The sequence below is a fragment of the Priestia sp. SRI_019 genome, from assembly GCF_057586255.1.
Genome location: NZ_JBYCZN010000001.1, coordinates 316552 through 342644, shown reverse-complemented (window position 1 = coordinate 342644; position 26093 = coordinate 316552). Strand labels below are relative to the sequence as shown.

Sequence of the window (26093 nt, the reverse complement as noted above, 5' to 3'; positions counted from 1 at the left end):
TCACCTCATTAACTCAGTTTGATAAGATATAGCAGACAGCGCATATAAAGGAGCTGTTTCTGCTCGTAAAATTCGCGGACCAAATCCGCTTATTGTAAATTCATTTTCTTCTAATACTTCTACTTCCTGCTCGGTCAAACCACCCTCGGGGCCTACAACCACAAGCACGGAATGGCCGGGTTTTAAAGCCGAAAGAACAGCGTGCAGATGAGATGTTTCTCCTTGCTTTGCTCTTTCTTCATAGGCTACAACTTTATGAGTATAGTCACCGCTAATTTCTACTAGTTTTTTAAAAGAAATTGGGGCTTCTACTGCTGGTACAATCGTACGATGAGATTGTTCTGCAGCCTCTTTAGCAATCTTGTTCCAGCGATCTACTTTTTTTTGACTCTTTTTATCATCCCATTTAACAACTGAACGAGCCGCAATAAAAGGGATAAACTTATACGCCCCAAGTTCTGTCCCTTTTTGGATAATAAGCTCGAGCTTATCCCCTTTAGGCAGACCGTTCACAATTGTAACATGGACTGGAAGCTCTTTTTCTTCGCTTATCCATTCTATAATAGATGCTTTCACTTCGTTAGCGGAAATATTTTCAATTTCACACAAAGCAGCTTGCCCCTGTTCATTACAGGCAATAAACTGTGATCCTTCATTCATTCTCATGACGCGTGAGATATGATGGGCATCATCTTGTGTCACTATGACACTTTGCTCTTGAAATTGATCATTTGGCAGAAAATAACGTTGCATCTTGACACCTTCTCACTTGTTAAGCTTGTTTTTGCGCAATAATTGCTACCCAGTCTTCCATAAGCGTTACTTCTTGAATAACAAAGCCCGCTCCCGTTAACGCTTTTTTGACATCTTCTTTTTTCGCACTAATAATACCTGATGTAATGAACATGCCTCCTGGCTTTAATACCTTTGCAGCATCGTCTACAAAACGAACGATTACTTCAGCTAGAATATTCGCCACAACAATGTCAACCGGTCCTTCTATACCTTGCAATAAGTTGTTTTGACCTACTGTTACGACGTTCCCAACTTGATTCAGTTCAATATTTTCGCGAGCAGAACGCACGGCTACTTCATCAAGGTCTAGAGCTTGTACATTACTTGCTCCTAACAGAGCTGCGCCAATGCTTAGCACTCCTGAACCTGTACCCACGTCAATAACACTATCTCCTGCTTTCACTGTTCTTTCCAATGCTTGAAGAGACATAACCGTTGTTGGATGCGTACCTGTCCCAAAAGCCATTCCGGGATCAAGCTCGATAATCAATTCATCTGTGCTTACTTTTTCATAGTTTTCCCAAGTTGGTACAATCGTAAAACGCTCTGAAATTTTCACTGGATGATAATATTTTTTCCAAGCAGTGGCCCACTCTTCCTCGTTCACTTCACTGATCGTAACTTTGTTAGCTCCTAAATCAAAGTCGTAAACAAGCAGTCCATTAATTTCTTTTTTGATACCATCCACAGTTTCTGCTAAAAAGCTGTTAACTGGAAGATATGCTTTAATCACTACACCTTCTTCTGGGTAGTCTTCTACGTTTAAATCGTAGATTTCACCAAAAGTTGTATCTCTGTCTTTCACTAAATCAGCAGGATCTTCAATGACTACCCCGCTAGCTCCTGATTCATGTAAAATATGAGAGATGGGTTCAATTGCTTCTTGCGCTGTATGAATACAAATTTCAGACCATTTCATTGCTACCAACTTCATCCTTTCTGCCTTCAGTAATATAGGATTTTAAATATGAACATGACAGATGACAGGTTGGCAAAGTACCTTTACCAACCTGTCTCTGTTTACTATGAAAGACAATTATTCTCCTTTAATTGCTCGTTTTACTTTTGCAAAAAAGGAATCATGCTGCTCATCAACGGCTTCTTGACCGCTCAGTTCAGCGAACTCACGCAATAATTGTTTTTGTTTTTCTGATATTTTTGTTGGAGTTACAACTCGAACGTGAATATGCTGATCTCCTTGACCATATCCTCGTACGTTTGCCACACCTTTTCCTTTTAAACGGAATTTCGTTCCCGTTTGTGTACCAGCAGGAATCTTCAGCTTCACCTTGCCGTGTAGAGTTGGTACTTCTACTTCATCACCTAGCGCTGCCTGAGCAAACGTTAAAGGCATTTCGCAGTAGATATCGTCTCCATCACGTTCAAAGAATTCATGAGTGCGCACGTGGAACACTACGTATAAATCTCCCGGAGGACCACCATTTACCCCTGGTTCTCCTTGAGCACTTACGCGCAGCTGTTGACCATCATCTACACCAGCTGGAATTTTAACATTAATCTTACGTCGTTTTGTTACTTTACCGTCACCGTGGCACGTTGCACATTTGTCTTTAATGATTTTTCCCGTACCATTACAATGATGACATGCACGTCGATTTACCACGCGGCCAAACGGCGTGTTTTGTTCAACGTTTAACTGACCTGAACCATTACAGTGCGAACATGTATCGACTTTTGTTCCAGGTTTTGCACCTGAACCGTGACATGTTTCACACGTTTCTTCACGTGGAATTTCAATTGTTGTTTCTTTTCCGAAAACAGCTTCTTCAAAAGAAAGTGTCATCGTGTATTGTAAATCGGCACCTTGTCTCGGAGCATTAGGGTCACGTCTGCGACCACCACCACCAAAGATCGAGCTGAAAATATCTTCAAAGCCGAAGCCGCCAAAGTCTGAGCCGCCTCCACCAAAGCCGCCAAAGCCTTGATTTGGATCAGTATGACCAAATTGATCGTATTGTGCTTTTTTTTGGTCATCACTCAATACTTCATATGCTTCTTTTACTTCTTTAAATTTGTCAGCAGCATCTTCCGCTTTGTTAATATCTGGATGATATTGTTTAGAAAGCTTGCGGTATGCTTTTTTTATTTCATCTTTTGTAGCGCTCTTACTGATACCGAGTACTTCATAGTAATCTCGCTTACTCATCAATACTCACTCCCGAATCGTTTCACATAAACGTAATTGTATCATTATTAATAATTCCATAGCAACATAAAAGTTACTTTCTATTGCTCCCGTGCACGCAGAGAGCCAAGTGAAAAACTTTCCCTTTCGCTTTTCCACGTTAAAAAAGTCAAAGCCAAGAAATAAGCTTGACTTTGACTTTTTAAAAAGATGTGAATCGCACCATGGCGTCATTCACGTTAGTCGTCAAGATGCATTATTTTTTGTCGTCGTTTACTTCTTCAAACTCTGCATCTACAACATCATCATTTTGAGCGCCTTGTTCACCTGCTTGCTGAGCTTGTTGAGCTTGCTCATACAATTTTACAGTTAACGCTTGAACGATTTCTTGAAGTTCATCTTTTTTCGCTTTGATTTCTTCAAGGTCATTCTTTTCAATCGCTGCTTTTAAAGCATCTTTTGCTTCGTTAGCTTTTGTTACTTCAGCTTCTTCTACTTTTCCTTCAAGATCTTTTAGTGTTTTTTCAGTTGTAAACACTAATTGATCTGCTTCATTGCGTAGTTCCACTTCTTCTTTACGTTGCTTATCAGCATCTGCGTTTTCTTCCGCTTCTTTTACCATGCGGTCGATTTCGTCATCTGATAAACCTGTTGAAGATTTAATTGTAATAGCTTGCTCTTTGTTTGTACCTAAATCTTTTGCACGAACGTTTACGATACCGTTTTTGTCAATATCGAATGATACTTCGATTTGAGGTACTCCGCGTGGCGCAGGTGGAATATCAGTTAACTGGAAACGACCTAGAGTTTTGTTGTCCGCAGACATTGGACGCTCACCTTGAAGAACATGAATATCTACAGCTGTTTGGCTATCTGCAGCCGTTGAGAATACTTGTGATTTACTTGTTGGAATCGTCGTATTACGCTCAATTAGCTTTGTAAATACGCCACCCATTGTTTCGATACCTAGTGATAAAGGCGTTACGTCTAGTAATACAACGTCTTTTACATCACCAGTTAATACGCCACCTTGAATTGCTGCACCAAGTGCAACTACTTCATCAGGGTTTACACCTTTGTGAGGATCTTGACCAGTTTCTTTTTTGATCGCATCTTGTACCGCTGGGATACGAGTTGAACCACCAACTAAGATTACTTTATCAAGTTCGCTTGCAGAAAGGCCTGCATCTTTTAAAGCTTGACGCACAGGAGCCATTGTACGCTCTACAAGGCCTGCTGATAACTCGTCAAATTTAGCACGTGATAAAGATACCTCTAAGTGAAGAGGGCCAGCTTCTCCAGCAGTGATAAATGGTAAAGAAATTTGTGTAGATGTTACGCCTGATAAATCTTTTTTCGCTTTTTCAGCCGCATCTTTTAAACGTTGAAGCGCCATTTTATCTTTGCTTAAATCAACGCCGTTTTCTTTTTTGAATTCAGCGACTAAATAGTCGATGATTACTTGGTCAAAGTCGTCACCACCAAGGCGGTTGTCACCTGCAGTTGCGCGAACTTCAAATACGCCATCGCCAAGTTCTAGAATAGATACGTCAAACGTACCGCCACCAAGGTCATAAACTAAAACTGTTTGATCTTCATCTGTTTTTTCTAATCCGTACGCAAGTGCTGCTGCAGTAGGCTCGTTAATAATACGCTCTACTTCTAAACCAGCAATTTTACCAGCATCTTTTGTTGCTTGACGCTCAGCATCATTAAAGTAAGCAGGAACTGTGATAACAGCTTTTGTTACAGGCTCACCTAAATACTCTTCAGCATAACCTTTTAAATGTTGAAGAATGATAGCTGACATTTCTTGAGGCGTGTATTGCTTGCCTTCAGCTTCCACCTTATGGTCTGTACCCATATGACGTTTAACTGAAATAATTGTGTTAGGGTTTGTAATAGCTTGACGTTTCGCTACTTCCCCAACTTGACGCTCACCGTTTTTGAATGCCACAACTGATGGCGTTGTACGGTTTCCTTCTGGATTTGGAATTACTTTTGGTTCGCCGCCTTCTAATACAGCGACACAAGAGTTAGTTGTACCTAAATCGATACCAATGATCTTACTCATTGACAATGACCTCCTTCATAATATGTAGTGTTATTGATTCACTTTAACCATCGCAGGGCGGATGATTTTATCTTTTAATTTGTAACCTTTTTGAAGCTCTTCTACTACCGTGTTCGGTTCGTATTTATCGTCTTCTACTTGCATCACTGCTTGGTGCTCGTATGGATCGAATGTTTTCCCGACTGATTCAATTGCTTCAACACCTTCTTTTTGAAGTGCCTCTACTAATTGACGGTATACCATTTCTACACCTTGCAGCACGGATTTAGTTTGTTCGTCCGCTGTGTTAACTTGTAATGCACGTTCAAAGTTATCAAGTGCTGGTAAAATATCCGAAACTAATGATTGAGCACGGTATTTTTGAGCAGCTTCTGCATCGAGACGTGAACGACGACGGAAATTATCGAAATCAGCTTGTAGACGTAAGTAGCGATTCTCTTCTTCTTCAAGCTGTTGCTTTAATTGATCATTTTCTTGTTGAAGAGGGTTTACTTCCTCAGACGCTTCAGCTTCAGTTGCTTCAGCAGAGTCTGTTTGAACTTCTTCAACCACTTCTTCGTTTTGTTCTTCTACTTGCTTTTCGTTTGACAATTCATTCACCTCCCTTAAATGTTTACACACATTTTCACATTTTAAACAACGTTTTTTATTTTATCACAGGGAAAGGATGGAAGTAATATATTCCACCCGATTCCTTTATTCTTTATACAAGTTTGTTAATACTTGAGACATATCTGATGACAGCAGTGTAAGCAAACTAATCACACGCGCATATTCCATGCGGGTCGGTCCCAGTATAGCAATTGTGCCAAGCTGTTCGTGACCAAAGGAATAACTAGCTGTAATTAAGCTGCACCCTACCATTTCATTCAATTTATTTTCATGACCAATTTTCACATGTATGCCAGCCTCATTTGGGCTTAACAGCTTATAAAACTGCTGTTCATGTTCAATGATGTTAAACAGCCCGCGAATTTTATTAAGATCATGAAATTCCGGCTGAGCAAACATATTCGTTTTGCCGCCAACTACTAATTTGCCATTCATGTTGAGCTTTAATGCATCATTGAGTATATCCATCGTCTGCTCATACCCTTGAATGTGGCTTTTTAAGAGCGTCGCTACTTCTTTGTACATTTTATCATGTAAATCAGTAATACGAACGCCGATGAGCTTTTCATTTAAAATGTTAACCATTTTTTCAATATCGGAAGGTTGAATACTGCTCGGCAGCGTAATAGTCCGACTTTCAACGTGTCCTGTATCAGTCACAATAATGGCAACAGCTGACTGAGCTGTTAAAGGTAAAATCTGCAGCTGTTTTAACTTATGGCTGACCGCTTTTGGTCCTAGCACAATAGACGTTAAACTCGTTAAATCAGATAAAATTTGCGCTGACTTTTGAACGAGCTGCTCCAGTTCTACAATGCGTTCAGCGAATACCGAACGTACCGTCGAAACGTCGCTTGCTTTCAAGTGCTGCGGGGACACTAGATGATCAACATAATAACGATAACCTTTCTCAGACGGAACGCGCCCTGAAGAAGTATGAGTTTTTTCAATAAATCCAAGTTCTTCTAGGTCTGACATCTCATTACGAATCGTAGCCGAACTAAAATTAAACTCTTCTTTCTTAGATAATGTTCGAGAGCCTACCGGCTGCGCAGATCGAATGAAATCATCAATAATGACTTGTAAAATTAATAACTGTCGATCAGTAAGCACGCTTCATCACCTCTGTTAGCACTCTAAAACTCTGAGTGCTAAATCTAATAATAAATTACCAAATCACTATAGCGATGTCAACGATTTGATATTAGATTATCCCAATAAAGGCTTGAAAAACTTCATTCCCCAAAAATCGACCATTGTGTGTTAAAAAGACTGAGCTATTATCTTCACCCAAAAGTCCTTTCTCTTTGTATTCTTGAATAGGTTCTCCAAATACATCTTTTAATTCTCGATTGAATTTTTTCTTAAACTCCTCTTTTGAGACTCCTTTCGTTTTACGAAGGCCCAAAAACATTTCTTCTTCCATTTTTTCAGCCTCGGTCACGCTCACTTCATTGAGATATGCATTTCCGTTTTGCTCGACCGAATCAATGTACTTTTTTAATGGTCCAATATTTGCTCGTCTTATTCCGTCTATATAGCTATGTGCGCCTGCGCCAATTCCGTAATAATCGTCGTTGTGCCAATAGGTTAGATTATGAATACTCTCGTAGCCTGGCTTTGCGAAATTACTGATTTCATATTGATGAAAACCTTGTTTGTCCATTTCTTTCATGAGCAGCTCATACATAGCTGCTTCTTCTTCTTGAGCAGGCAGAGGCAGCTTCCCTTTGTTCATTAAATTATAAAATACCGTTTTAGGTTCAATAATTAACGAATAGGCAGACATGTGCTCTACCTCTAATGAAAAAGCGGTTTGAAGCGTAGAAGAGAAATCAGCTACCGTTTGTTCCGGCAGGCTATAAATTAAGTCTAAGCTTATATTCGACATTCCAATCTTTCTCGCTTGCTCAACACAATCAAATACCTGTCTATTTGAATGCACACGTCCAATTTTATCCAATAATCTTTCATTAAACGTTTGTACACCAATGCTTAAACGATTCACGCCATAATCATGAAGAAGCTGAAGCTTTTCTTTTGTTAATTCATTCGGATTCGCTTCAAATGTAAACTCACCTTTTTCGTCATAAGGAAGATACATACGAATGGATTCTAAAAAATACTCTAGCTGCTGTTCATCTAACGCTGTGGGCGTCCCACCCCCAACGAATATCGTGTTTAAATTGGTCGTTGGATAACGTTCGACTGTTTGTTTCATTTCTTCTCGCATGCTTTCCAAATACGGCATAACGGGCTGATTTTTAAAAAACACTTTATTAAAGTCACAATAGTGACAAATATGATGACAAAACGGGATATGCAGATATGCTGCCTTCACCATGGACTTTCACCTCAATCACATTTATAAATGATAAAAATACCGCAGAGTCTCTCTGCGGTATTTTTATCTATGTTCGTTCACACTTATTTACAGCGCTCAAAACTCTTTACTATCGTATCAGATTAGCTTGATTTTCAAAACTAATTTGACATGTTAAATAATAGAATTTCAGCTATTAATCTTCGTCCATGCGAAGCACAGCCATAAATGCTTCCTGCGGTACTTCAACAGAACCAACCTGCTTCATACGTTTTTTACCTTCTTTTTGTTTTTCAAGAAGTTTACGTTTACGAGAGATATCTCCTCCGTAACATTTTGCTAAAACGTTTTTACGAATGGCTTTAATTGTTGAACGCGCTACAATTTTTTGACCGATTGCCGCTTGAATCGGCACTTCGAACTGTTGACGTGGAATAAGCTCTTTAAGCTTTTCTACAATGACTTTACCACGATCGTAAGCTGAATCTCTGTGCACGATAAAGGACAGTGCATCGACCGTTTCGCCGTTTAAGAGAATATCCATCTTCACAAGCTTCGAAGGCTGGTATCCGATAAGCTCGTAATCAAACGACGCGTAGCCTTTTGTATTTGATTTTAATTGATCAAAGAAATCATATACAATTTCAGCTAGCGGAATTTCGTATACAATACTCACGCGATTAGCATCCAAGTACTGCATATCAATAAAGTTGCCTCGCTTCTTCTGACAAAGCTCCATCACAGCACCAACATAATCGTTTGGTACCATCATCGTTGCCTTTACATACGGTTCTTCCACGCGTTCAATCTTTTGTGGGTCCGGCATATTAGACGGGTTATCTACAGACAGATGAGTCTCGTCTGTTAAATACACGTCATAAATAACGCTCGGAGCTGTTGTAATTAAATCAATTTTAAATTCGCGCTCAATACGCTCTTGGATAATTTCCATGTGAAGCAACCCTAAGAATCCACATCGGAAACCAAACCCTAAGGCCTGAGACGTCTCTGGTTCAAACTGAAGTGCAGAGTCATTTAGCTCTAACTTTTCTAGTGCTTCACGAAGATCGTTATACTTCGCTGTATCAATTGGATACAGTCCGCAGTATACCATTGGATTCAGACGACGATAACCAGGAAGAGGTTCACTTGCTCCGTTTTTAGCAAGAGTAATCGTGTCCCCTACTCGCGTATCTCCAACGTTTTTAATAGCTGCTGTTAAAAACCCTACGTCGCCAACAGAAAGTTCATCTTTAGCAACGGCTTTTGGCGTTAACACACCTAGCTCCGTTACCTCAAACTCTTTTCCTGTTGCCATCATTTTAATTTTGTCGCCTACTTTTACTCGTCCCTGTACGATACGAATAGATGCAACTACACCTCGGTATGCATCATAAAATGAATCAAAGATCAGCGCTTGAAGCGGTGCATCTGGATCCCCTTCAGGAGCAGGGACTTTTTCAACAATTTGTTCTAAAATTTCTTCGATACCAATTCCTGCTTTAGCTGAAGCTAATACAGCTTCCGACGCATCTAATCCAATTACGTCTTCAACTTCTTGGCGCACTCGCTCTGGCTCTGCACTCGGCAGGTCAATCTTATTAATGACAGGTAAAATTTCAAGGTTGTTATCAAGTGCTAAATACACGTTTGCTAGTGTTTGAGCTTCAATACCTTGAGCTGCATCTACTACTAGAATAGCACCTTCACACGCGGCTAAACTTCGCGACACTTCATATGTAAAATCGACGTGTCCCGGTGTATCAATTAGATGAAAAGTATACTCTTCTCCATCTTTTGCTTTGTATTGAAGCTGCACAGCATTTAATTTTATGGTAATTCCACGTTCACGTTCTAAATCCATCGAATCTAAAAGCTGAGCTTTCATTTCTCGCTGTGTTAACGCATTTGTTTTTTCTAAAATACGGTCTGCTAATGTTGACTTACCGTGGTCTATATGAGCAATAATCGAAAAGTTTCTAATTTTCGATTGTCGTTTCAATCTTGCTTCTCTATCCATATTTTTTTCACTCCTACTGAAAATCGGCAAAATACACTAAACTAAATTATAACAACACATTCGTCAACATTCAATAAGCATTCCATTGAGGATTTTTCCATACAAAAAAGCAGAAAGAGATTCTGCTTTTAATTAAGAAGATGATGGATAGCCTTAAAAGCTTTTCCTATTGTACTTTTCACGCCTTCCGCTAAACTTTGACCTAGCGAGGAGAAAAAGTTAAAAGCCTTTCGTTTTTCTAGAAACTGCTGTTTTTCATCAATATTCACGACTTTTTTTGAACCTAAAACAGCAGCTTCCACCTGACCATCTGACGTTTTAGACACATTAATAACATGTTCAATCGAAGGATCATTATATCCCTTCATTTTAATCAACCCTTGCTGAGCCGTCTGCATCCCTAAAAATACGATGCACAGTAAAAAAATGGTTAGCACTACTGATTTTAAAGTAAATTTAATCATATTATTAGGCCCCTTACTTCTTTATCTTCTGTAGTACTAACCATTATGACTATATTGTGAAGAACTCATTCATCTAAAAGCGTATTAATGAGTATATGCCCCAAAGTTCTCTTGATCCACTTCATGATGCAAAGCAGCGTTAAGTCCTCCTGCAACTACATTAGCCATATCTTCAATAAACATATCCACTTCTTTTGGCGTAACCATCAAATTATGGCCTAAAGGTGCAAGCACTTCATGAATAAGACGTCTTTTTTCTTCATCGGGAAGGGTGCCAATCATACCGAGATACGTTTGACGCTGCTCTTCGTTGGGTAAGTCATCCTCGGTGAGCTTCTTTTTTTCTCCAAACGTCATACCGGACGGAAGCAGCGACTTAGACGGCTTTCCCTGCTCTTTCATTTCTCGGCCGAAATGTTTTAAGATAAAGTCAATTGTATCGCTTGTAATGGAAACCGCATCCACTACCGTTGGAATACCTATTGCAATAACTGGAATGCCAAGTGTTTCATAACTTATTTCTTTGCGCTTGTTTCCAACCCCAGACCCCGGATGAATACCTGAATCTGAAATTTGAATGGTAGCATTTACCCGTTCAATCGAACGAGCGGCCAGCGCATCGATTGCAATGATAAAATCTGGATTCACTTTCTTTACAACGCCAAAGATAATATCACTTGTCTCAATACCCGTCATTCCCATTACTCCCGGAACAATGGCGCTAACGGGTCTAAAGCCATCTTGCACGCTTTCAGGCTGTAGCTCAAACAAATGTCTTGTAATCAACAAATTATCTACTGCCTTTGGTCCAAGCGCATCTGGTGTAACACTTAAGTTTCCAAGACCCACTACAAGACAGCTAGCATCATCTGGAATGTTGAGGCTTTTAATAAAAAAATTCAGCTCTTTAGCAAATACTTCTTCCATGGCCTCTTGCTTTTCAGTATCCTGCTCGCGAATGCCTACCGATTCAAGGGTTACATATCGGCCTTTTTTCTTACCGATTGCTTCTGCGCCTTCTTCCGTAATTTCTACCATTGAAATTTTGACACCTTGTTCTTCTTTTTCTTTTACAATTACGCCTTTGATTTCTGACTGGTTATTCGGTTTAGGCTGGTTTTCTAACGCTATGTCTTTTGCTTCGACAGCTAAATCCGTGCGCACGCTATATTGACTTAAATCAAGTTCTTTTTCCACTTCTTAACCTCCTAGACAATCTTTGTTGGAATTATTGTCACCGAGGACTGGCAGATTCATGCATTTAAGAAATGAAAAGTGGAAAGAAAGGCGCAATATCAGCTACAAGCTTTTGAAGAGAGGTCTGTCATATAAAATTCCTTGTCAAGGCTATTGCATTCTGTCCTTGTGTTTGATAAAATATCTTTTGTTCTTATTGTGAAGAATGTCGAGTTCTATATAATCTCGATTGTTATCATTTCGGGAGGTGAAACGGATGCCAAACATTAAATCAGCTATCAAACGTGTAAAAACTACTGAAGCTCGCCGTGCTCATAACATTCAAGCTAAATCAGCTATGCGTACTGCAATCAAAAACTTTGAAGCTTTAGTTGAAAACAACGATGTAGATAACGCAAAAGCAGCATTTGCTGTTGCTTCTAAAAAATTAGACAAAGCTGCACAATCTGGTATTATCCACAAAAATGCTGCAGCTCGTCAAAAATCTCGCTTAGCAGTAAAACTTAACGGTTTATCTGCATAATTGAGACAAAAACGATCCCATTAGGATCGTTTTTTTATTGCGCTCTTTTTAATAAAAAAAGCTGTAAAATAAGCGCTTTATCCATTTTCCCCGTCTTCATTTCATAATCTGCCTCTGCTAAATCCTTTAAAATTTCTTTAAGCTGCTGTTCCTCAAAACTTCTGCTCTGCTGCAAAGCAATTTTCACACGAAACGGATGAACCTTAATCGTTTGAGCAATTTGCTGCTGACCGTACCCTTGACTAGACAGCTGCTTCGTATGATAAATCAAACGAAACTGCGTCGCTAACAAAGATAAAATTTTAATAGGCTCTTCGTTATTACGCAGTAAATCCTGATACATATTTAAAGCAGTAGAAACCTTTCGCTGAATAACAGCGTCAATAAGCGTAAATACATTTTGTTCAAGCGTTTTTGCCACAAGCTTAAGCACCACTTCTTTTGTAATGACTCCGTCTTGTCCAACGTATAACGCCATTTTTTCAATTTCATTTGTCACAAGCGTTACATTAAGACCCACAAGCTGAATAAGCAGCGTCACAGCATCTTCATCCATATTTACTCCATCTTTTGAAAGTAAATTATGAATCCACTGCTTCATTTCTTTTTCACCAAATTCGTTCGCTTCGATGTAAGCTGCTTGTTTTTTTAATAATTTTGTTATTTTTTTTCTTTCATCCAGCTTTTCATAAGGGGCTAGAAGAATTAACGTAGAAAAAGACGGGGGCTGTTCGACATATTGCTGAAGTTTTGCCAGGTCATGTTCGACTTTATCTTTTGATTTTTCAGCCGTTAAAAATGCTGCATTTTTCGCGACCACTACACGCTTGTCTCCTAAAAAAGGAAGCGTTTCAGCATCTTCTAGAACTTGATCAATCGATGTCTCTTCTAAATCGTATAGTGACAAGTTAAATTCTTTATCTTCTTCATTCAACGTATAGTCGACGATTTTATCTCTAATCTTTTTACTCATAAATGCATTAACCCCGTGTATTAAATAAACGGGGGCTATATTATTTTTGGTAATACTTTTTAAGCTATCAACTGCCAACGTATATACGCTCCTCTTTTTTTATTCATCTATATTGATTATGTATAGTTATTGATAAACAAAATACAATTTCTATCGTAAAGGTGTTATGAGTTTTTGGCAACAATACAAAAGGAATTGTCTTAAAACGACAATTCCTCAGTTTATGATAAACATCAACAATATAAGCCCTAGGTTACTTATTTGTTAATGATTAAACCCTTATCTCTATTTTCTCCTCATGTCCATAAAGTATAGTTGTTAACTGTTGTCAGTTTGTGAAAACGCTTTTGAATTGTCTAGATTTTTAAAAAAAGTTAGATTATACTGTAAACAGGAGGGGTGTTAATGAACCAATTTGAAGAAAGTGTCCAAAGTAAACGCAACGACGCTGTCGATTCTGCCGTAGGATTTGGTGTTTCATTTGGCTTTTTCACTGCCTTATTTGTTATTGCAACTGTGATTCACTACTTGGGTTCGTAAAATTGCTTCAAGGCTGCTTCTTAGCAGTCTTTTTTAGTTCGTTTTTCTTACTATAGACTATGGAAGTTGCTGCGAAAACGTTCCTGACTTTTTTGTAAATTCATACATTACCCCACCATCTTCATCCGTTCGATAAATATACACTCCGTAGCTTTTCAGAAGCTCTAATATTTCTTGATGAGGATGGCCATAACGATTTTTTTGTCCCGCTGAAACAAGCGCTACTTTAGGATTTAAATGTTGAACAAACTCTTCTGAAGTTGAAGTTTTACTGCCATGATGCCCAACTTTTAATACATCTGCTTTAAGGTTTGGAAAGTCTTTCAATATTCTTTGTTCTCCTTCCTTTTCTAAATCTCCGGTGAATAGCCATCTTAAATTTCCTAACTTAGCGTCTATTACAATTGAGCCGTTGTTGCTCGTTTCTTCGAAACCTGTCGGAGAAATAATCTGAAATAACACACCTCCTTCTTGCCAGCTATCTCCTTGTTGAACAATTTGAACAGGCACGCTTTGTTTTTGAGCAGTGAGCACCAAGCCAGTCTCTACATCATTTAATTCAGCTTTTTTCCCAAGCACCAGCTCTCCGACAGCCACTTGTGAAAATAAATGCTGTGCCGCCCCTGCGTGATCATAATCGCCGTGTGTAATAATCATTTTATCTACCCTTGTTATTCCTTTTGAATGCAAAAAGGGAACAAGTACGTCTTCTCCCACGTCAAAAGAAGAACGACGTTTTTGCCATGGTTCTGTTGGAAATGAAACGGTTCCTCCGGTATCGATCATATACACACCTTTTCGATAAGGAAGCTCTATGATAAAGCAGTCTCCTTGTCCTATATCGACCATTGTGACCGTTCCTTTTGGATTCAAATAAGGGTACATACATTGTACAGCTAACAATGCCACGAGAAGAAACATATAGCGAACGAAAAATTCTCCTTCTTCGACCGCCACAAATAAAGCATAAATGCATACGTACATGCCCAAAAACAGCACAATGTGGGGTTTTCCCGTTACAAAATCAGCGGGAATCCACTCAAAAAAGCCAAGCAATTTTTCACAAAAAAGTAAAAGAACATGAAGAATTTGCTCCAGCAGTTCACTCACTCCCGGCAAGAGGATACGAACAAAAAGAATGAGCAAACAAAGAGGTAATATAACAAGAGAAAACAGCGGTACAAACACCATATTTAATGGCAAACTGAGGAGAGATACTCCATAAAAATAGTACAGCAATAAAGGAAGTGAACTGATTTGTGCAATCGCTGAAACAGCCATGAGCTGGCTGAAAGAAGAATGAAAACGAGGTAAAATCGTCTGACTCGATAAAATCAATGCAAAACTAACGGCAAAAGAAAGCTGAAATCCTACATCAAATAAATAGTAAGGCTTAAAAAGCAGCATGGCCATAAAAGCAAGGCTGATGCTATCAACTAAAAGAATTTTTCTTTGTATTTTTATCGATATAAGCATCAGCATACTCATAAAAACAGCTCGGACAACTGAAGCGCTGCCACCGGCCAAAACCATATATACAGGAAGAAGCAAAAGTAAAAGCGTAATGGCTCGCTCGCGCGTTATTCCAATCCGAATGAGCAAATAAAAACACATCGCTGTCAGCAGTCCAACATGAAGACCTGATATGGCAAGCAAGTGTATTAAACCAAATTGCTGATAGCGCTTGATACTCTCTTCTTCGATGCCGGTGCGCTCGCCGTAAATTAGTGCCTGCATAAACCCAGCGCCTGGATCCGACATATTTTGTTGAATATAATTAATTCCTTTTTGACGAATAAAGGTAAGGTACGTAAGTGGAGTTAAAGTGGGGAGCTGGCATTTTACCAAATCAAGTCTCTTAACGTTAAGCTGCCAATGAATAGACTGATGGTACAAATACTGTTGATAATCAAATGCATGAAGGTTGCGGGCAGGTGAAGGAGAAGTTAATTGCCCCGCCAGTTGACAAACTTGATGAATCGTTAGCTTTTCGAGCTGCTGTTTCTCTTCCAACGTTTTTAGTTTATAAAAAGCCATGACCTCTTCATTTTGAACCGTAAACTTAAAAGTAAGCTTGTCGCCGTCACTATGCGGCACAGATGAAATTTCGCCTGTAAAAGAAGAAGATTCAGTTAAAAGAACCGTTTTGTTATGCTTATTTGTCTCAGCTAATAGGTAGACGCACAAAACACTCAACAGTGCAGAAGCAATAACCACTTTCCTCGGACATTGTAGCCATTGAAAAATGAAAAGCACGATTAGCAAAAACAGGCTTACAGCGGAATAGTTATCATATACATATAAAGCTATCATCATGCTAAAAGCACAATAAATATAATATCCTTTCACTTTTAGCTCCTTTCTTCTTAAAAGAAAGAGGCTTCTTACTGTTACCAAGTAAAAAACCTCTTTTATCTTTAATTTGCCGTAAACAAAGCGAGAGCTTCACGCTGTAAATTCATCACTTCTGCTTCGTCCGCTCCGCTTTTTTCTAAACGAGCGAGAACATCCGTCACAAATTGAAGCTTCTCTTTACTTTTTAAGTCAATGATTGCTTCATCAAGTTCAACTTTTGCTGTTTTCACTCCCGCCTGTTGAAATAACTCAACAGCATACGGATGATTTTTGTAATCATTAGCGTAATATACTGTTTTAATTCCCGCTTGAATAAGGGCTTTACAGCAGTTTAAACACGGAAAATGCGTGACGTATACTTCCGCATCTTCTGTTTTCACACCAAACTTAGCACACTGCAAGAGTGCATTCACTTCTGCATGGACAGTTCTTACACAGTGTCCATCAATCACATAACAGCCTTCGTCAGCACAATGCACCCCTCCGCTGATCGAGCCGTTGTATCCTCCAGCTATAATACGTTTATCACGTACCACTGTAGCCCCAACAGCCAGACGTTCACAAGTGCTTCTTAAAGCTAGCAAATGGCTTTGTGCCATAAAATATTGATCCCATGAAATCCGGTTCATCTCATTCCCTACCTTTTTATTTAAAACTGAATAATTATCATTATACTTGTCTCTTTCATAGTGTAGCGTTTCTTTTCCTTTTTCGTCAATAAGTCTCTACTGTACCGTAATTTGAGCTTTGATTTTTTCTAGCGACTTCTCGCCAATACCTGATACTTGCCCCAAATCCTCTACTGTTTGAAACAAGCCATTTTCCTCTCGATATGAAACGATGGCACTCGCTTTTGAAGGTCCAATGCCATTTAACGTTTGCAGTTCATCAGTGTTCGCTGTATTGATATTAACAAGGGGCTGATCGTTTGAAGTTCCTGAGGAAGAGATTGAAGAAACAGGAGATGAAGGCGGGATTTCTTCTCCAGCAGCTGGAATGTAAACTGCCATTTCATCTTGTAGCTTGCTAGCTAAATTGAGCTGTCTTAAGTCCGCTTCTTTCGTAGCGCCTCCGGCTTGTGCTAGAGCATCTTTTACCCTTGCATCTTTCGGAAGCTGGTATACACCAGGCTTCTGAACAGCTCCTTTAATATCCACCATCACAAACGGAGAATCTTGGCTCGAAATTACTTGATCAGACGACTCTCTTTCTTTTTTTGCAGCAGAAGATTCTGCCCTTATCATATCTGAGGTTTGAAGAGAACTTTCCGGTTTCTCTCCGCCTGTGCGATAGATATAAAAAGCCAAGCCAACTGCTAAGCAAATACACCCGATTAGCCATTGTTTTTTTGAAAAAGTCAAATTGTACACTCCTTTGAATTTTGAAGTAACGTCATAAACTCCATTATGTCTTCATAGTGTTTAGAAGAAAAGGCTTTTGAAGGAGGGAATGAATCAGTGAACATAGGGTTTATCGGAACAGGAAACATGGGGAAAATATTAATTGATGCGTTTATTGAATCAAAAGCCGTACGTCCTTCTAAAATTACTATTATGAATCGCACAAAAAAAAGAGCCAAAGAGATTCAACAGCAGCATAAAAAAATTCATGTTGCTGATACAGCTGAAGAAGTTGTTCACGCATCCAAAGTCATTTTTATTTGTGTTAAGCCATTGGATATTCACCCCCTTTTAATAAAATTAGAACCACTGCTGACGAAAGATCATTGCATTGTATCCATTACCAGTCCAATTAGCGTAGAACAAATCGAACGCCTCATTCCGAGTCAAGCAGCTAGAATTATTCCTAGCATTACGAATCGGGCATTAGCAGGTGTTTCTCTTTTCACGTTTGGAGAAAGATGTACGCCTTTTTACCAAAATTATTTACATGAATTATTTTCATCTATGTCAAAGCCTGTGGCTATTGATCAAACGATTACGCGCGTATCATCCGATATCGTAAGCTGCGGTCCTGCATTCTTCAGCTTTTTGCTTCAACGCTTTATTGATGCAGCAGTTCAAGAAACCAATATTTCTGAAGAAGAAGCTACCGTCATGGCCAGTGATATGATTATTGGAATGGGAAAACTGTTGGAAAAAGAAATATTTACACTTCCTACCTTGCAGAATAAAGTATGCGTAAAAGGCGGTGTAACCGGAGAAGGTATTAAAGTTTTAGAAGCTGAACTCGGAGAGATGTTTGTGCACGTATTTCAAAAAACACATGAAAAATTTGACGAAGACATTGAGCTTGTTCACAATCAGTTTGATAGTCTTATTCCATAATTTCTGTAGAAATCCTGCTTTGAACCAAAAAAAAGAAGCCTCTACTCGGCTTCTTTTTTTTGCGCAGAGAAAAAGATGCGCTCACTGTTTGAAGTAGGCTCACTCATTTTGAAATCTGCACTTACTTCTATATTTATAAAGCCAGCTTCGCGCAGCCATGATTGGTAATGGTCAATCGACCAAGTGCGCTGAGCATGCACCTCATCAAAGCGATGATATGCATCGATTTCTTCATCATAAGCAAAAAACGTAATATCATGCTCTACGCGCATGTCTGTATCGTCATAGGTGCAGTTCCAAATATATGACACGTCTTCATCTACATAAGAAAAAGATTGATTTCCAAATACGTCCTTCATCTTGTGCACTGAATGAACATCAAATATAAAGAGCCCACCTGGTTTTAAGTGCTTATATACACGTTGAATGGTTTCTTGAACTTCTTTATCACTTTGCAAATAGTTCAAAGAATCACAAAAGATTACTACACAGTCAAACTCTTTCAATAACTCAAGTTCCGCCATGTTTTGCTGAAAAAGAGATAGCGTTACCCCTGCTTCTGCCGCCTTTTCCTGGGCCACCATAAGCATATTATCAGACAAATCAACGCCTACTACGGAGAAACCTTCTTGTGCAAATCGAACGGAGAGTTCTCCCGTGCCGCAGGCAAGGTCTAATATACTGTCAGGCTTTGTTTTCGCTTTTGCCACCTGCTGATTAAAAAATTCAGCCCAATCGTCATACGGAACGTCTGCCATTAGCTGATCATATACGTAGGCAAATTCTCCGTACCTGCTCATAGCTGTAGCTCTTCTGAACTTACAAATGGTGCATCTCCCCATAAGCGTTCTAAGTTATAATATCCGCGCTCATCTTTATGGAAAATGTGAACCACAACATCTCCAAGATCAACAAGAACCCACTTAGCCTGCTCAAATCCTTCTAAACGCTTCACAGAAATGCCTTGTTCGTGTGCTTTTTCTTTAATTTCACGAGCGATTGCCTGCACTTGTTTATCTGAGTTACCGTGACAAATAACAAAATAATCTGCCACAAGTGAGATTCCTTCCATATTTAACGCTACGATATCGATTGCTTTTTTATCGTCTGCTGCTTCTACAACAAGAGATAGCAATTCACGTTCAGTCATGTGTTTGACCTCCTAAGATTAAATCATTATATGTCATCATCGTATCGGGATAAACGGCCTGATGTTTAGTCATTAAAAAAGAAATGGTGTTTTTCAGTGATTGAATAAGTGCTGCATTTAAGTCCGTTTTAGCTAACTCCCGCACTTCATCAACACCTGGAAATCTCCTTCCGGGTTCAATGTAATCAGCAACGTACACAATTTTTTCAAGTAACGTCATGCCAGGTCTTCCGGATGTATGGTAAGCAATTGCATCCAATACTTCCTTATCTGTAATCCCTACTTCATTTCTCACTAAAAACGCGCCTACTGGAGCATGCCATAATTCGGTATTGTATTCCAATAAAGAAGGGCTCATGTTTTGATCAATAATAATTTGCTTCATCTCTTCCTTTGGACGAAACTTGGCGTAGTCATGAAAAATAGCAGCCAGTTCTGCTTTTTTTTCGTCTGCTTCAAAACGCTTAGCTAATTCAATTACTGTTTCCATTACCCCGACAGTATGAATATAACGACGTTCTGTTAACTGTTTCTTTACGATTTCTAATGCCTCAGTTCGATTCATATAATTGATTCTCCTCGATATATTGTTTAACACCAGCAGGTATAAAATAACGAATGGTTTCTTTCTTTACTACTCGTTCGCGAATAAAGGAAGAGGAGACATCAAACTGCGGAACTTCTACTTCTTTTATCGGGTAAGGGGACGTAATGGTATACCCCGGGCGTTTTACACCTACAAATGTAACCAAATTGACTAATTCATCAATTTCATACCACTTCGGCAAATATTCTACCATATCAGCACCAATGATGAAATGAAACTGATACGTTGGATATTTCTCCGTTAGTATTCTCATCGTATCATATGTATATGAAGGCTCTTTGCGCTCAAATTCAATCGGCTGCAGGGTAAATTGATCATGTTCTTCAATAGCTAGCTTTAGCATTTGTAAACGATGATATGGCTCAATAGGCTCTTTGATTGTTTTATGAGGTGGAATATACGACGGCATGAACCATATCTCATCTAATTTCAAGGCATGCAAAACCTCATTTGCCATCATTAAATGCCCCAAATGAGGCGGATTGAATGTTCCACCTAAAATTCCAATACTCTTCAACAATCCCCGACTCCTTTAATTTACTTCATTTCTAAATAGAGCGGGTTTCCCCGCTCTATTTCATTTCACTTTTGGAAGCATTAACTGCTTATTTTCGCGTGATTCTTTATATAATACAATTGTATTTCCAATCACTTGTACAAGCTCTGCTTTTGTTCCTTTTGTTAATCGAGCAGCAACCGTGTCACGATCTTCGTCACAGTTTTGCAGAATGCTTACTTTTAATAATTCTCTTGCTTCTAATGCATCAGCAATTTGACCAATCATATTCTCGTTGACTCCACCTTTCCCTACTTGGAAAATTGGATTTAAATGATGTGCTTTTGAACGTAAAAAACGTTTTTGTTTACCTGTTAACATAAAAACCTCCGTTGTATCTTATCTCTTAGTTAGTGTTGAAAGAACAATGTGTTCCATTGCCTCTTCGTCAGGACGGACGTTCGTCCACTTTTCAAATGCAAGTGCACCTTGCAGTACAAACATACCGACACCGTTATGAGTGCCTGCCCCTTTTACTTCAGCCTCTTTTAAAAGCTTTGTTTTTAAAGGGTTGTAAATAATATCGCTGACTACGGCTTCTTTTTGCAAGAAAGTAAGTGCTAAAGGCAGCTCATCAACATTAGGATACATTCCCACTGAAGTGGTATTAATAATAATATCAAATGTATCTAATTGTTTTTCTGCATCAGAAATAGACATCGCCGCCGTTTTCGTCGAAAAAGGCAGCTCGTTAGCTAATACAGCTGCTTTTTCGACGGTACGATTGCATATCGCAATTACGTCGGGAGCATGCTGAGCTGCAATTGTATAAAAAATAGCTTTTGCAGCCCCTCCAGCTCCAATAATTAAAATTCTTTTTTGGGATAAGCTTCCTTCTACTGCTTTGAGTAAAGACGTCACATACCCCTCTCCGTCGGTATTGTATCCAATATAACGGCCATCTTGATTAACAACTGTATTTACAGCGCCAATTGCCTTTGCTAATGGATCGACTTCATCCAAATGCTTCATAATATCAACTTTATAAGGAATCGTAACATTAAATCCTTGAATGTTTTTATCTTTTAGCTCTCCAATGGCTGACTCAAAATGAACAGGTTCAATTGGAAAAGCTTCATAATGAGCATCCATATTCAGACGTTTAAAGGCATCATTTTGCATCAATGGCGATAGTGAATGCCCAAGCGGATAACCAACTAGCCCATATAATGTACTCAAGATTTTTTCCCCTTTTTGTTTAAATTAAAGAATCGCGCACAAATACGCCGACTCCTTTTGGTGCATGCGCCACAACTTTTGAACCTGACTCATTAACCGTCACCCAGCCAAGGCCTGAAAAAACAATATCCGTTTTTTCATTTTTTATTGTAAATTCATGTGCAACCAGTTCAGGAAACTCATCCATTTGTTCTGGGCGCGGCGGCTGAAGCAGTTCACCTGCTTGCTTTTCATACAACTCATCTGCTTTTTCAAGCTTCGTACGATGGATATGCAAATCGTTCGATACATAACATGTTAATGACTTGCGGCCTCCCTGTACATAATCTAAGCGCGCCAGTCCTCCAAAGTATAACGTTTGCCCTTCATTTAGCTGATAAACCTTCGGCTTTATTTCTTTTTTAGGAGAAATTAACTTTAAGTCTCGTTTATCTACATAATGAGCCATTTGATGGTGATTAATAATACCAGGCGTATCATATAAAGACGCTCCGTTATCAAGCGGGATATCAATCATATCCAGCGTTGTACCCGGATATTGAGATGTCGTAATAATATCTTTTTCTCCCGTTACTTCTTTAATAATGGCATTAATAAATGTTGATTTACCAACGTTTGTACATCCCACAACATATACATCTTTACCTTCGCGATAATGTTCAATGGCTTCGGCAATTTCGCGAATTCCTTGTCCTTTTTGCGCGCTCATGAGGAACACATCCACTGATTTTAGCCCAAGTTCTTTCGCTTCTCGCTTCATCCAATGAATGAGTTTATTTTTCTTTATAGACTTTGGCAGTAAATCTGCTTTATTTCCCACTAAAAGAACCTTGTTATTTCCAACAAATCGATGCAAACCAGGTAACCAGCTGCCGTTAAAGTCAAAGATATCTACAACTTTTACAACTAAACCGTCCGTTTGACCAATTCCATTTAAGATTTTTAAAAAATCATCATCTGTTAAGGAAACATCTTGTACTTCATTATAATGCTTCAAGCGAAAGCATCGCTGGCAAATAATAGCTTCTTTTTCTAGTGCTGATTTTGGAGCATAGCCAAGTTCATCCGGTTGTTCTGTTTGAATCTCCACTCCGCATCCTACGCACTGTAATTTTTCTTCACTCACGTTTTAATCCTCCCAGTTAATCATACCTTTTCGTTTCATCCAACCTAGAATTCTTCGTTCCATTTTACGGTTAAATTTCGTTACAAATCCATCTGTTTGCGCAACTGGTACAACCAAAACTGTATATACGCCGAGACGATTTCCTCCTAATACATCCGTTAAAAGCTGGTCGCCAATAACTACAACCTCATCTTTTTGCAGCTCCATATCACGAAGAGCTCTTCTAAATGCTTTACGCATCGGTTTGCGTGCTTTATATACAAATGGAAGTCCAACTGGATCTGAAAACAGCTTGACTCGTTTCTCCACATTATTCGATACAATCGTAATTTTAATTCCACTATCTTTCATTAACTGAAACCACTCAATTAATTCCGGAGTGGCATCAGGGCGATCCCATTCCACCAACGTGTTATCTAAGTCGGTAATAATTCCTTTTATTCCGCGCTCTTTCAAATCGTCTGGCTTAATTTGAAACACGTTTTTCACATGTTCATTTGGTAAAAAAAGTTTCAACACGTATCATGCACCTCGAATATATAGTTACATACTAAAATTAACGCCGTCTATCATTATAACGACTTCTTGTTATTTTCCAACCTAAAATTTTATTCTCTTCAAAAACAGGCCTTTTCTTAGTATAAAGGATATGCCTTATGAATGCTTTAACTTTATACAGAAAGTTATTGACAAAAGGTAGTAAAACTCCATTTGTTCGTGAGCTTACGATATATTCACCCACTGCAAACTTAAAATAAAAAATAGTGCAAAAAACGTTTATTACTTATCAAATAGGGTAAGTGGTAAACAAATTCCGTTAAAAGTTTTCGACAAAAATTGATAAGCCTAATTATGTGGATAAGGTTATGCACATTATCCTCTGTTATAGTTCAGCAATTAATGGTAATTATAAACAACATACCCACATTTTATCCACCGAAAGCTGTGGATAACAGAACGATTGTTCCTTTATTTGATTCATGTTAGATTATAAATAAGGAATTTATTAGCATTTAAATATAACTTTTTAGGATATTTATTTTAGTAGGAGGTGGCGGCAATCTTATGAGAAAATTATCAGATGAGCTGCTTATTGAATCATACAGCAAAGCAACCGAACTGCAATTAAGCCCTGATTTTATAAAATTAATTGAAGAGGAAATTGAAAGAAGATCATTAAAGATTAGCATACAAATTCCTTCTTAACGAATAAAAGAGCCTTCTTAATAAAAGAAAGCTGCATCTTCATTTATCTATCTACTCTTTTATTATATGGGCTCTATTTTTTCAAATGAGCAATTGGTTCTCCATACTTTACATAAGAACCTGAGTGAACGTTAGAATCAAAAGTGATTGAGTTCTTCTCAAATAATAAAATGACAGTCGAACCAAACGTGAAGTAAGCCATTTCTTCCCCTTTTTCGACTACTTCTTTTTTAGAAACCGCTTCAATGCTGTTGATAAACATGGCTCCTACTTTTACCATCAGCATGTGACCATTTTCAAATGTTAACTCCGTGAGCTTCCGGAAATTTTTCACCAGCGGTTCTTTCCCATATTTGATTCCTAATGAATTTACTGGATAAGACTTTTGTCCAACGGTCCACGTATTCCCCACTTGGGCTTTAAGAGGACTGTGAATGCGATGATAGTCTTTCGGACTAAGATAGAGAATAATAAACTGTCCCTCTACATATTTTTCAAGAATGAGATCATTTGAAACCATTTCCTGTATAGAATAAGGTTTGTTTTTTACAATCATTTCTTTTTGAGGCGTAATGACTCCATATGCTTCTATCTTTGCATCTACAGGACTGACAACGCTGTCTTTCTGCTGATCGACCGGACGGGCAGAAGGATTCAAACGGCGAATAAATAGCTCGTGTAAGGTTTGATAGTGATGCAGAGGCTTGTCCATTTCTTCTTTATTTACTTTAAAAACTTTTGTATAGGAGGGTATAATAAACCGGCTCCATTTAGAGAAAGTGAATTTTCGAATGAGCTTCGATGATCCTTGATGATTCGTAAGCTCAATAAACGTTCGATACAGGTGCTGCAACAATAATTTTACCTCCACATACTGAATAGTTCTTTACTAGAATAAGGTTTGCGTCTACAATGAAATTACCATTATTTTTACCTTTAGTTCATTCCATCCTTTAAAGGAGTGAGGAAATTGTTTTTATTAGACTATCTAGATCATACAATTAAAAAGCTGAGATCCCAAGCGGCAAACTCCTTAACGATTGTTAATTTAAGTTTAGGAAGCTTTGCTATTTTATTTGTCATGAAAAATGAATTGAATTTAAGTTTATTACTAATTTTTTTAGCAGCGTTAGCAGACCGATTCGACGGCATGGTAGCCAGAAAGCTGCAAATTGAATCTGAACTTGGAAAACAACTGGACTCCATGTGCGATATTATATCATTTGGCATCGCTCCAGCTCTACTACTTTATCAAAGTATTTTGTCTCACTTTGGTGCTGCAGGTTCAATTGTTACCATCTGTTACATTGCTTGCGGAGCACTTCGTCTTGCCCGCTTTAACATCACAGAAAATACTGGGTATTTTACAGGGCTCCCTATTACCGCAGCAGGTTGTTTATTAACTCTTAGCTACTTGGGCGTCCCTTATTTGCCTTCACACTTTTATATGTTTTTAATTATCGTACTCGCTTGCTTGATGATTAGTACTTTCAAGCTAAAAAAAGTATAGAGCTCCATTTACTTTTACAGAGGAATATCATCATCTTGCTTCTTTTCTTAATTATAGAATAAATCATCTTCTTTAAGAAACAAAGCGAAAATTCCTTAAGAATTCTTAAAAATGAATGGTTCTATTCGGTAGGATATGTCATCTAAAAAAACTCATGCGCATGCATGAGTTTTTTTTAACACCAGCAGCTAAAAAACCAATAGAAGCTTCCGAAAATTAATAACAGGACAAACAGAACAATCAACAATCCAAGTCCCCAGCCGAAGCCTCCTCCACATGGGTATGCTGGATAATTAGGATAACAGCAGCCTCCGTAACCGTACATACTCTCCCTCCTTACACTATGAACTACTACTAGCGTATGTACATACTTTTTTCCTGTATAGGCTGGTAACTATCTCTAAAGAAAAATCTGTGGACTTTTTCAAACTCTCTTGTCCCCGGGGGGA

At 38.6% G+C, this 26093-nt stretch carries 29 protein-coding genes; 5 read left to right on the top strand and 24 right to left on the bottom strand.

What is annotated here, in order from left to right; genetic code table 11:
* The 10 genes from AC2YJL_RS01705 to gpr all read right to left on the bottom strand — a co-directional run bounded on the left by AC2YJL_RS01705 (position 1) and on the right by gpr (position 11631).
* A complete protein-coding gene (locus AC2YJL_RS01705; RefSeq protein ID WP_043976188.1) occupies positions 1–753 on the bottom strand; it encodes a 16S rRNA (uracil(1498)-N(3))-methyltransferase in 753 nt (250 codons plus the stop codon).
* Between the two features lie 19 nt (positions 754–772).
* Positions 773–1714, bottom strand: a complete 942-nt coding sequence (prmA, locus tag AC2YJL_RS01700; RefSeq protein WP_230933740.1) for a 50S ribosomal protein L11 methyltransferase — start codon at positions 1712–1714, stop codon at positions 773–775.
* 117 nt (positions 1715–1831) lie between these two features.
* A complete protein-coding gene (dnaJ, locus tag AC2YJL_RS01695) occupies positions 1832–2962 on the bottom strand; it encodes a molecular chaperone DnaJ (protein WP_013059241.1) in 1131 nt (376 codons plus the stop codon).
* Between the two features lie 235 nt (positions 2963–3197).
* Positions 3198–5015, bottom strand: coding sequence for a molecular chaperone DnaK (dnaK, locus tag AC2YJL_RS01690; RefSeq protein WP_013059242.1), 1818 nt, complete (start codon positions 5013–5015; stop codon positions 3198–3200).
* 30 nt (positions 5016–5045) lie between these two features.
* On the bottom strand, positions 5046–5606 hold the full coding sequence (grpE, locus tag AC2YJL_RS01685) for a nucleotide exchange factor GrpE (RefSeq protein ID WP_251568827.1): 561 nt from the start codon (positions 5604–5606) through the stop codon (positions 5046–5048).
* A gap of 105 nt (positions 5607–5711) precedes the next feature.
* A complete protein-coding gene (hrcA, locus tag AC2YJL_RS01680) occupies positions 5712–6740 on the bottom strand; it encodes a heat-inducible transcriptional repressor HrcA (RefSeq protein WP_013059244.1) in 1029 nt (342 codons plus the stop codon).
* A gap of 91 nt (positions 6741–6831) precedes the next feature.
* A complete protein-coding gene (gene hemW / locus AC2YJL_RS01675) occupies positions 6832–7971 on the bottom strand; it encodes a radical SAM family heme chaperone HemW (RefSeq protein WP_251568828.1) in 1140 nt (379 codons plus the stop codon).
* 175 nt (positions 7972–8146) lie between these two features.
* Positions 8147–9970, bottom strand: coding sequence for a translation elongation factor 4 (gene lepA, locus AC2YJL_RS01670; protein ID WP_013059246.1), 1824 nt, complete (start codon positions 9968–9970; stop codon positions 8147–8149).
* Positions 9971–10098: 128 nt separating this feature from the next.
* Positions 10099–10434: a DUF3679 domain-containing protein gene (locus AC2YJL_RS01665; RefSeq protein WP_013085063.1), complete on the bottom strand. Its 336-nt coding sequence runs from the start codon at positions 10432–10434 to the stop codon at positions 10099–10101.
* A gap of 84 nt (positions 10435–10518) precedes the next feature.
* Positions 10519–11631, bottom strand: coding sequence for a GPR endopeptidase (gene gpr, locus AC2YJL_RS01660; protein ID WP_013059248.1), 1113 nt, complete (start codon positions 11629–11631; stop codon positions 10519–10521).
* Between the two features lie 256 nt (positions 11632–11887).
* Here gpr and rpsT point away from each other — a divergent pair, with 256 nt between their 5' ends.
* Positions 11888–12154: a 30S ribosomal protein S20 gene (gene rpsT, locus AC2YJL_RS01655; RefSeq protein WP_013059249.1), complete on the top strand. Its 267-nt coding sequence runs from the start codon at positions 11888–11890 to the stop codon at positions 12152–12154.
* Positions 12155–12188: 34 nt separating this feature from the next.
* On the opposite strand, the gene holA is transcribed toward rpsT, so the two are convergent.
* Positions 12189–13205 carry a DNA polymerase III subunit delta gene (gene holA, locus AC2YJL_RS01650; protein WP_230933617.1) on the bottom strand — a complete coding sequence of 339 codons (1017 nt, stop codon included), beginning with the start codon at positions 13203–13205 and terminating at the stop codon, positions 12189–12191.
* Between the two features lie 327 nt (positions 13206–13532).
* Here holA and AC2YJL_RS01645 point away from each other — a divergent pair, with 327 nt between their 5' ends.
* Positions 13533–13667, top strand: coding sequence for a YqzM family protein (locus AC2YJL_RS01645; protein ID WP_013059251.1), 135 nt, complete (start codon positions 13533–13535; stop codon positions 13665–13667).
* Positions 13668–13724: 57 nt separating this feature from the next.
* Here the strand turns inward: AC2YJL_RS01645 and AC2YJL_RS01640 are convergent, their stop codons facing one another.
* From AC2YJL_RS01640 to AC2YJL_RS01630, 3 genes are all read right to left on the bottom strand, one after another.
* Positions 13725–16016: a DNA internalization-related competence protein ComEC/Rec2 gene (locus tag AC2YJL_RS01640; protein WP_251568830.1), complete on the bottom strand. Its 2292-nt coding sequence runs from the start codon at positions 16014–16016 to the stop codon at positions 13725–13727.
* Positions 16017–16084: 68 nt separating this feature from the next.
* Positions 16085–16651 carry a ComE operon protein 2 gene (locus tag AC2YJL_RS01635; RefSeq protein ID WP_025750557.1) on the bottom strand — a complete coding sequence of 189 codons (567 nt, stop codon included), beginning with the start codon at positions 16649–16651 and terminating at the stop codon, positions 16085–16087.
* Between the two features lie 96 nt (positions 16652–16747).
* A complete protein-coding gene (locus AC2YJL_RS01630; protein ID WP_285852900.1) occupies positions 16748–17383 on the bottom strand; it encodes a helix-hairpin-helix domain-containing protein in 636 nt (211 codons plus the stop codon).
* A 96-nt stretch (positions 17384–17479) separates the two neighbouring features.
* Between AC2YJL_RS01630 and comER the strand changes: the two genes are divergently transcribed.
* Complete coding sequence (comER, locus tag AC2YJL_RS01625) at positions 17480–18310, top strand: late competence protein ComER (RefSeq protein ID WP_230933620.1); 831 nt, start codon at positions 17480–17482, stop codon at positions 18308–18310.
* Positions 18311–18351: 41 nt separating this feature from the next.
* On the opposite strand, the gene AC2YJL_RS01620 is transcribed toward comER, so the two are convergent.
* Genes AC2YJL_RS01620 through AC2YJL_RS01585 form a run of 8 tightly spaced genes read right to left on the bottom strand, consistent with a single transcriptional unit; the run spans position 18352 to position 23444 of the window.
* Entirely contained in the window at positions 18352–19110 is a 759-nt protein-coding gene (locus tag AC2YJL_RS01620) for a class I SAM-dependent DNA methyltransferase (RefSeq protein WP_251568832.1), read from the bottom strand.
* Complete coding sequence (gene rsfS, locus AC2YJL_RS01615; protein WP_013085071.1) at positions 19107–19460, bottom strand: ribosome silencing factor; 354 nt, start codon at positions 19458–19460, stop codon at positions 19107–19109. The genes AC2YJL_RS01620 and rsfS overlap by 4 nt, the downstream gene beginning before the upstream one ends.
* On the bottom strand, positions 19453–20025 hold the full coding sequence (gene yqeK / locus AC2YJL_RS01610; RefSeq protein WP_251568833.1) for a bis(5'-nucleosyl)-tetraphosphatase (symmetrical) YqeK: 573 nt from the start codon (positions 20023–20025) through the stop codon (positions 19453–19455). The genes rsfS and yqeK overlap by 8 nt, the downstream gene beginning before the upstream one ends.
* Positions 20012–20584 (bottom strand): nicotinate-nucleotide adenylyltransferase, encoded by a 573-nt coding sequence (locus tag AC2YJL_RS01605; RefSeq protein ID WP_025750563.1) that lies wholly within the window; start codon positions 20582–20584, stop codon positions 20012–20014. Before AC2YJL_RS01605 ends, yqeK begins: the two co-directional genes overlap by 14 nt.
* 60 nt (positions 20585–20644) lie before the next feature.
* Positions 20645–20944 (bottom strand): ribosome assembly RNA-binding protein YhbY, encoded by a 300-nt coding sequence (gene yhbY, locus AC2YJL_RS01600; RefSeq protein ID WP_013059260.1) that lies wholly within the window; start codon positions 20942–20944, stop codon positions 20645–20647.
* An 18-nt stretch (positions 20945–20962) separates the two neighbouring features.
* Positions 20963–21802, bottom strand: a complete 840-nt coding sequence (gene aroE, locus AC2YJL_RS01595) for a shikimate dehydrogenase (RefSeq protein ID WP_251568834.1) — start codon at positions 21800–21802, stop codon at positions 20963–20965.
* A 19-nt stretch (positions 21803–21821) separates the two neighbouring features.
* The gene (gene yqeH / locus AC2YJL_RS01590; protein WP_230933623.1) at positions 21822–22928 is read right to left on the bottom strand and encodes a ribosome biogenesis GTPase YqeH; all 1107 of its coding nucleotides are present in this window, start codon (positions 22926–22928) and stop codon (positions 21822–21824) included.
* Between the two features lie 3 nt (positions 22929–22931).
* Positions 22932–23444 (bottom strand): YqeG family HAD IIIA-type phosphatase, encoded by a 513-nt coding sequence (locus tag AC2YJL_RS01585; RefSeq protein WP_013059263.1) that lies wholly within the window; start codon positions 23442–23444, stop codon positions 22932–22934.
* Between the two features lie 549 nt (positions 23445–23993).
* On the opposite strand from AC2YJL_RS01585, the gene AC2YJL_RS01580 reads away from it, so the two are divergent.
* Complete coding sequence (locus AC2YJL_RS01580; protein ID WP_013059264.1) at positions 23994–24134, top strand: sporulation histidine kinase inhibitor Sda; 141 nt, start codon at positions 23994–23996, stop codon at positions 24132–24134.
* 73 nt (positions 24135–24207) lie between these two features.
* Here the strand turns inward: AC2YJL_RS01580 and AC2YJL_RS01575 are convergent, their stop codons facing one another.
* On the bottom strand, positions 24208–24990 hold the full coding sequence (locus AC2YJL_RS01575; protein ID WP_230933624.1) for a phosphatidylserine decarboxylase: 783 nt from the start codon (positions 24988–24990) through the stop codon (positions 24208–24210).
* Between the two features lie 114 nt (positions 24991–25104).
* Between AC2YJL_RS01575 and pssA the strand changes: the two genes are divergently transcribed.
* Complete coding sequence (gene pssA / locus AC2YJL_RS01570) at positions 25105–25644, top strand: CDP-diacylglycerol--serine O-phosphatidyltransferase (protein WP_013059266.1); 540 nt, start codon at positions 25105–25107, stop codon at positions 25642–25644.
* Positions 25645–25819: 175 nt separating this feature from the next.
* Here pssA and AC2YJL_RS01565 read toward each other — a convergent pair whose 3' ends face one another.
* Positions 25820–25969 (bottom strand): hypothetical protein, encoded by a 150-nt coding sequence (locus AC2YJL_RS01565; protein WP_014458166.1) that lies wholly within the window; start codon positions 25967–25969, stop codon positions 25820–25822.
* Positions 25970–26093: the final 124 nt, after the last annotated feature.

What these genes read in the sequence shown, in the direction of transcription:
- AC2YJL_RS01705 (WP_043976188.1), bottom strand. Translation starts at nt 753, where the DNA reads ATGCAACGTTATTTTCTGCCAAATGATCAATTTCAAGAGCAAAGTGTC.
- prmA (WP_230933740.1), bottom strand. Translation starts at nt 1,714, where the DNA reads ATGAAATGGTCTGAAATTTGTATTCATACAGCGCAAGAAGCAATTGAA.
- dnaJ (WP_013059241.1), bottom strand. Translation starts at nt 2,962, where the DNA reads ATGAGTAAGCGAGATTACTATGAAGTACTCGGTATCAGTAAGAGCGCT.
- dnaK (WP_013059242.1), bottom strand. Translation starts at nt 5,015, where the DNA reads ATGAGTAAGATCATTGGTATCGATTTAGGTACAACTAACTCTTGTGTC.
- hemW (WP_251568828.1), bottom strand. Translation starts at nt 7,971, where the DNA reads ATGGTGAAGGCAGCATATCTGCATATCCCGTTTTGTCATCATATTTGT.
- lepA (WP_013059246.1), bottom strand. Translation starts at nt 9,970, where the DNA reads ATGGATAGAGAAGCAAGATTGAAACGACAATCGAAAATTAGAAACTTT.
- AC2YJL_RS01665 (WP_013085063.1), bottom strand. Translation starts at nt 10,434, where the DNA reads ATGATTAAATTTACTTTAAAATCAGTAGTGCTAACCATTTTTTTACTG.
- rpsT (WP_013059249.1), top strand. Translation starts at nt 11,888, where the DNA reads ATGCCAAACATTAAATCAGCTATCAAACGTGTAAAAACTACTGAAGCT.
- AC2YJL_RS01645 (WP_013059251.1), top strand. Translation starts at nt 13,533, where the DNA reads ATGAACCAATTTGAAGAAAGTGTCCAAAGTAAACGCAACGACGCTGTC.
- AC2YJL_RS01635 (WP_025750557.1), bottom strand. Translation starts at nt 16,651, where the DNA reads ATGAACCGGATTTCATGGGATCAATATTTTATGGCACAAAGCCATTTG.
- AC2YJL_RS01620 (WP_251568832.1), bottom strand. Translation starts at nt 19,110, where the DNA reads ATGAGCAGGTACGGAGAATTTGCCTACGTATATGATCAGCTAATGGCA.
- rsfS (WP_013085071.1), bottom strand. Translation starts at nt 19,460, where the DNA reads ATGACTGAACGTGAATTGCTATCTCTTGTTGTAGAAGCAGCAGACGAT.
- yqeK (WP_251568833.1), bottom strand. Translation starts at nt 20,025, where the DNA reads ATGAATCGAACTGAGGCATTAGAAATCGTAAAGAAACAGTTAACAGAA.
- yhbY (WP_013059260.1), bottom strand. Translation starts at nt 20,944, where the DNA reads ATGTTAACAGGTAAACAAAAACGTTTTTTACGTTCAAAAGCACATCAT.
- AC2YJL_RS01580 (WP_013059264.1), top strand. Translation starts at nt 23,994, where the DNA reads ATGAGAAAATTATCAGATGAGCTGCTTATTGAATCATACAGCAAAGCA.
- AC2YJL_RS01565 (WP_014458166.1), bottom strand. Translation starts at nt 25,969, where the DNA reads ATGTACGGTTACGGAGGCTGCTGTTATCCTAATTATCCAGCATACCCA.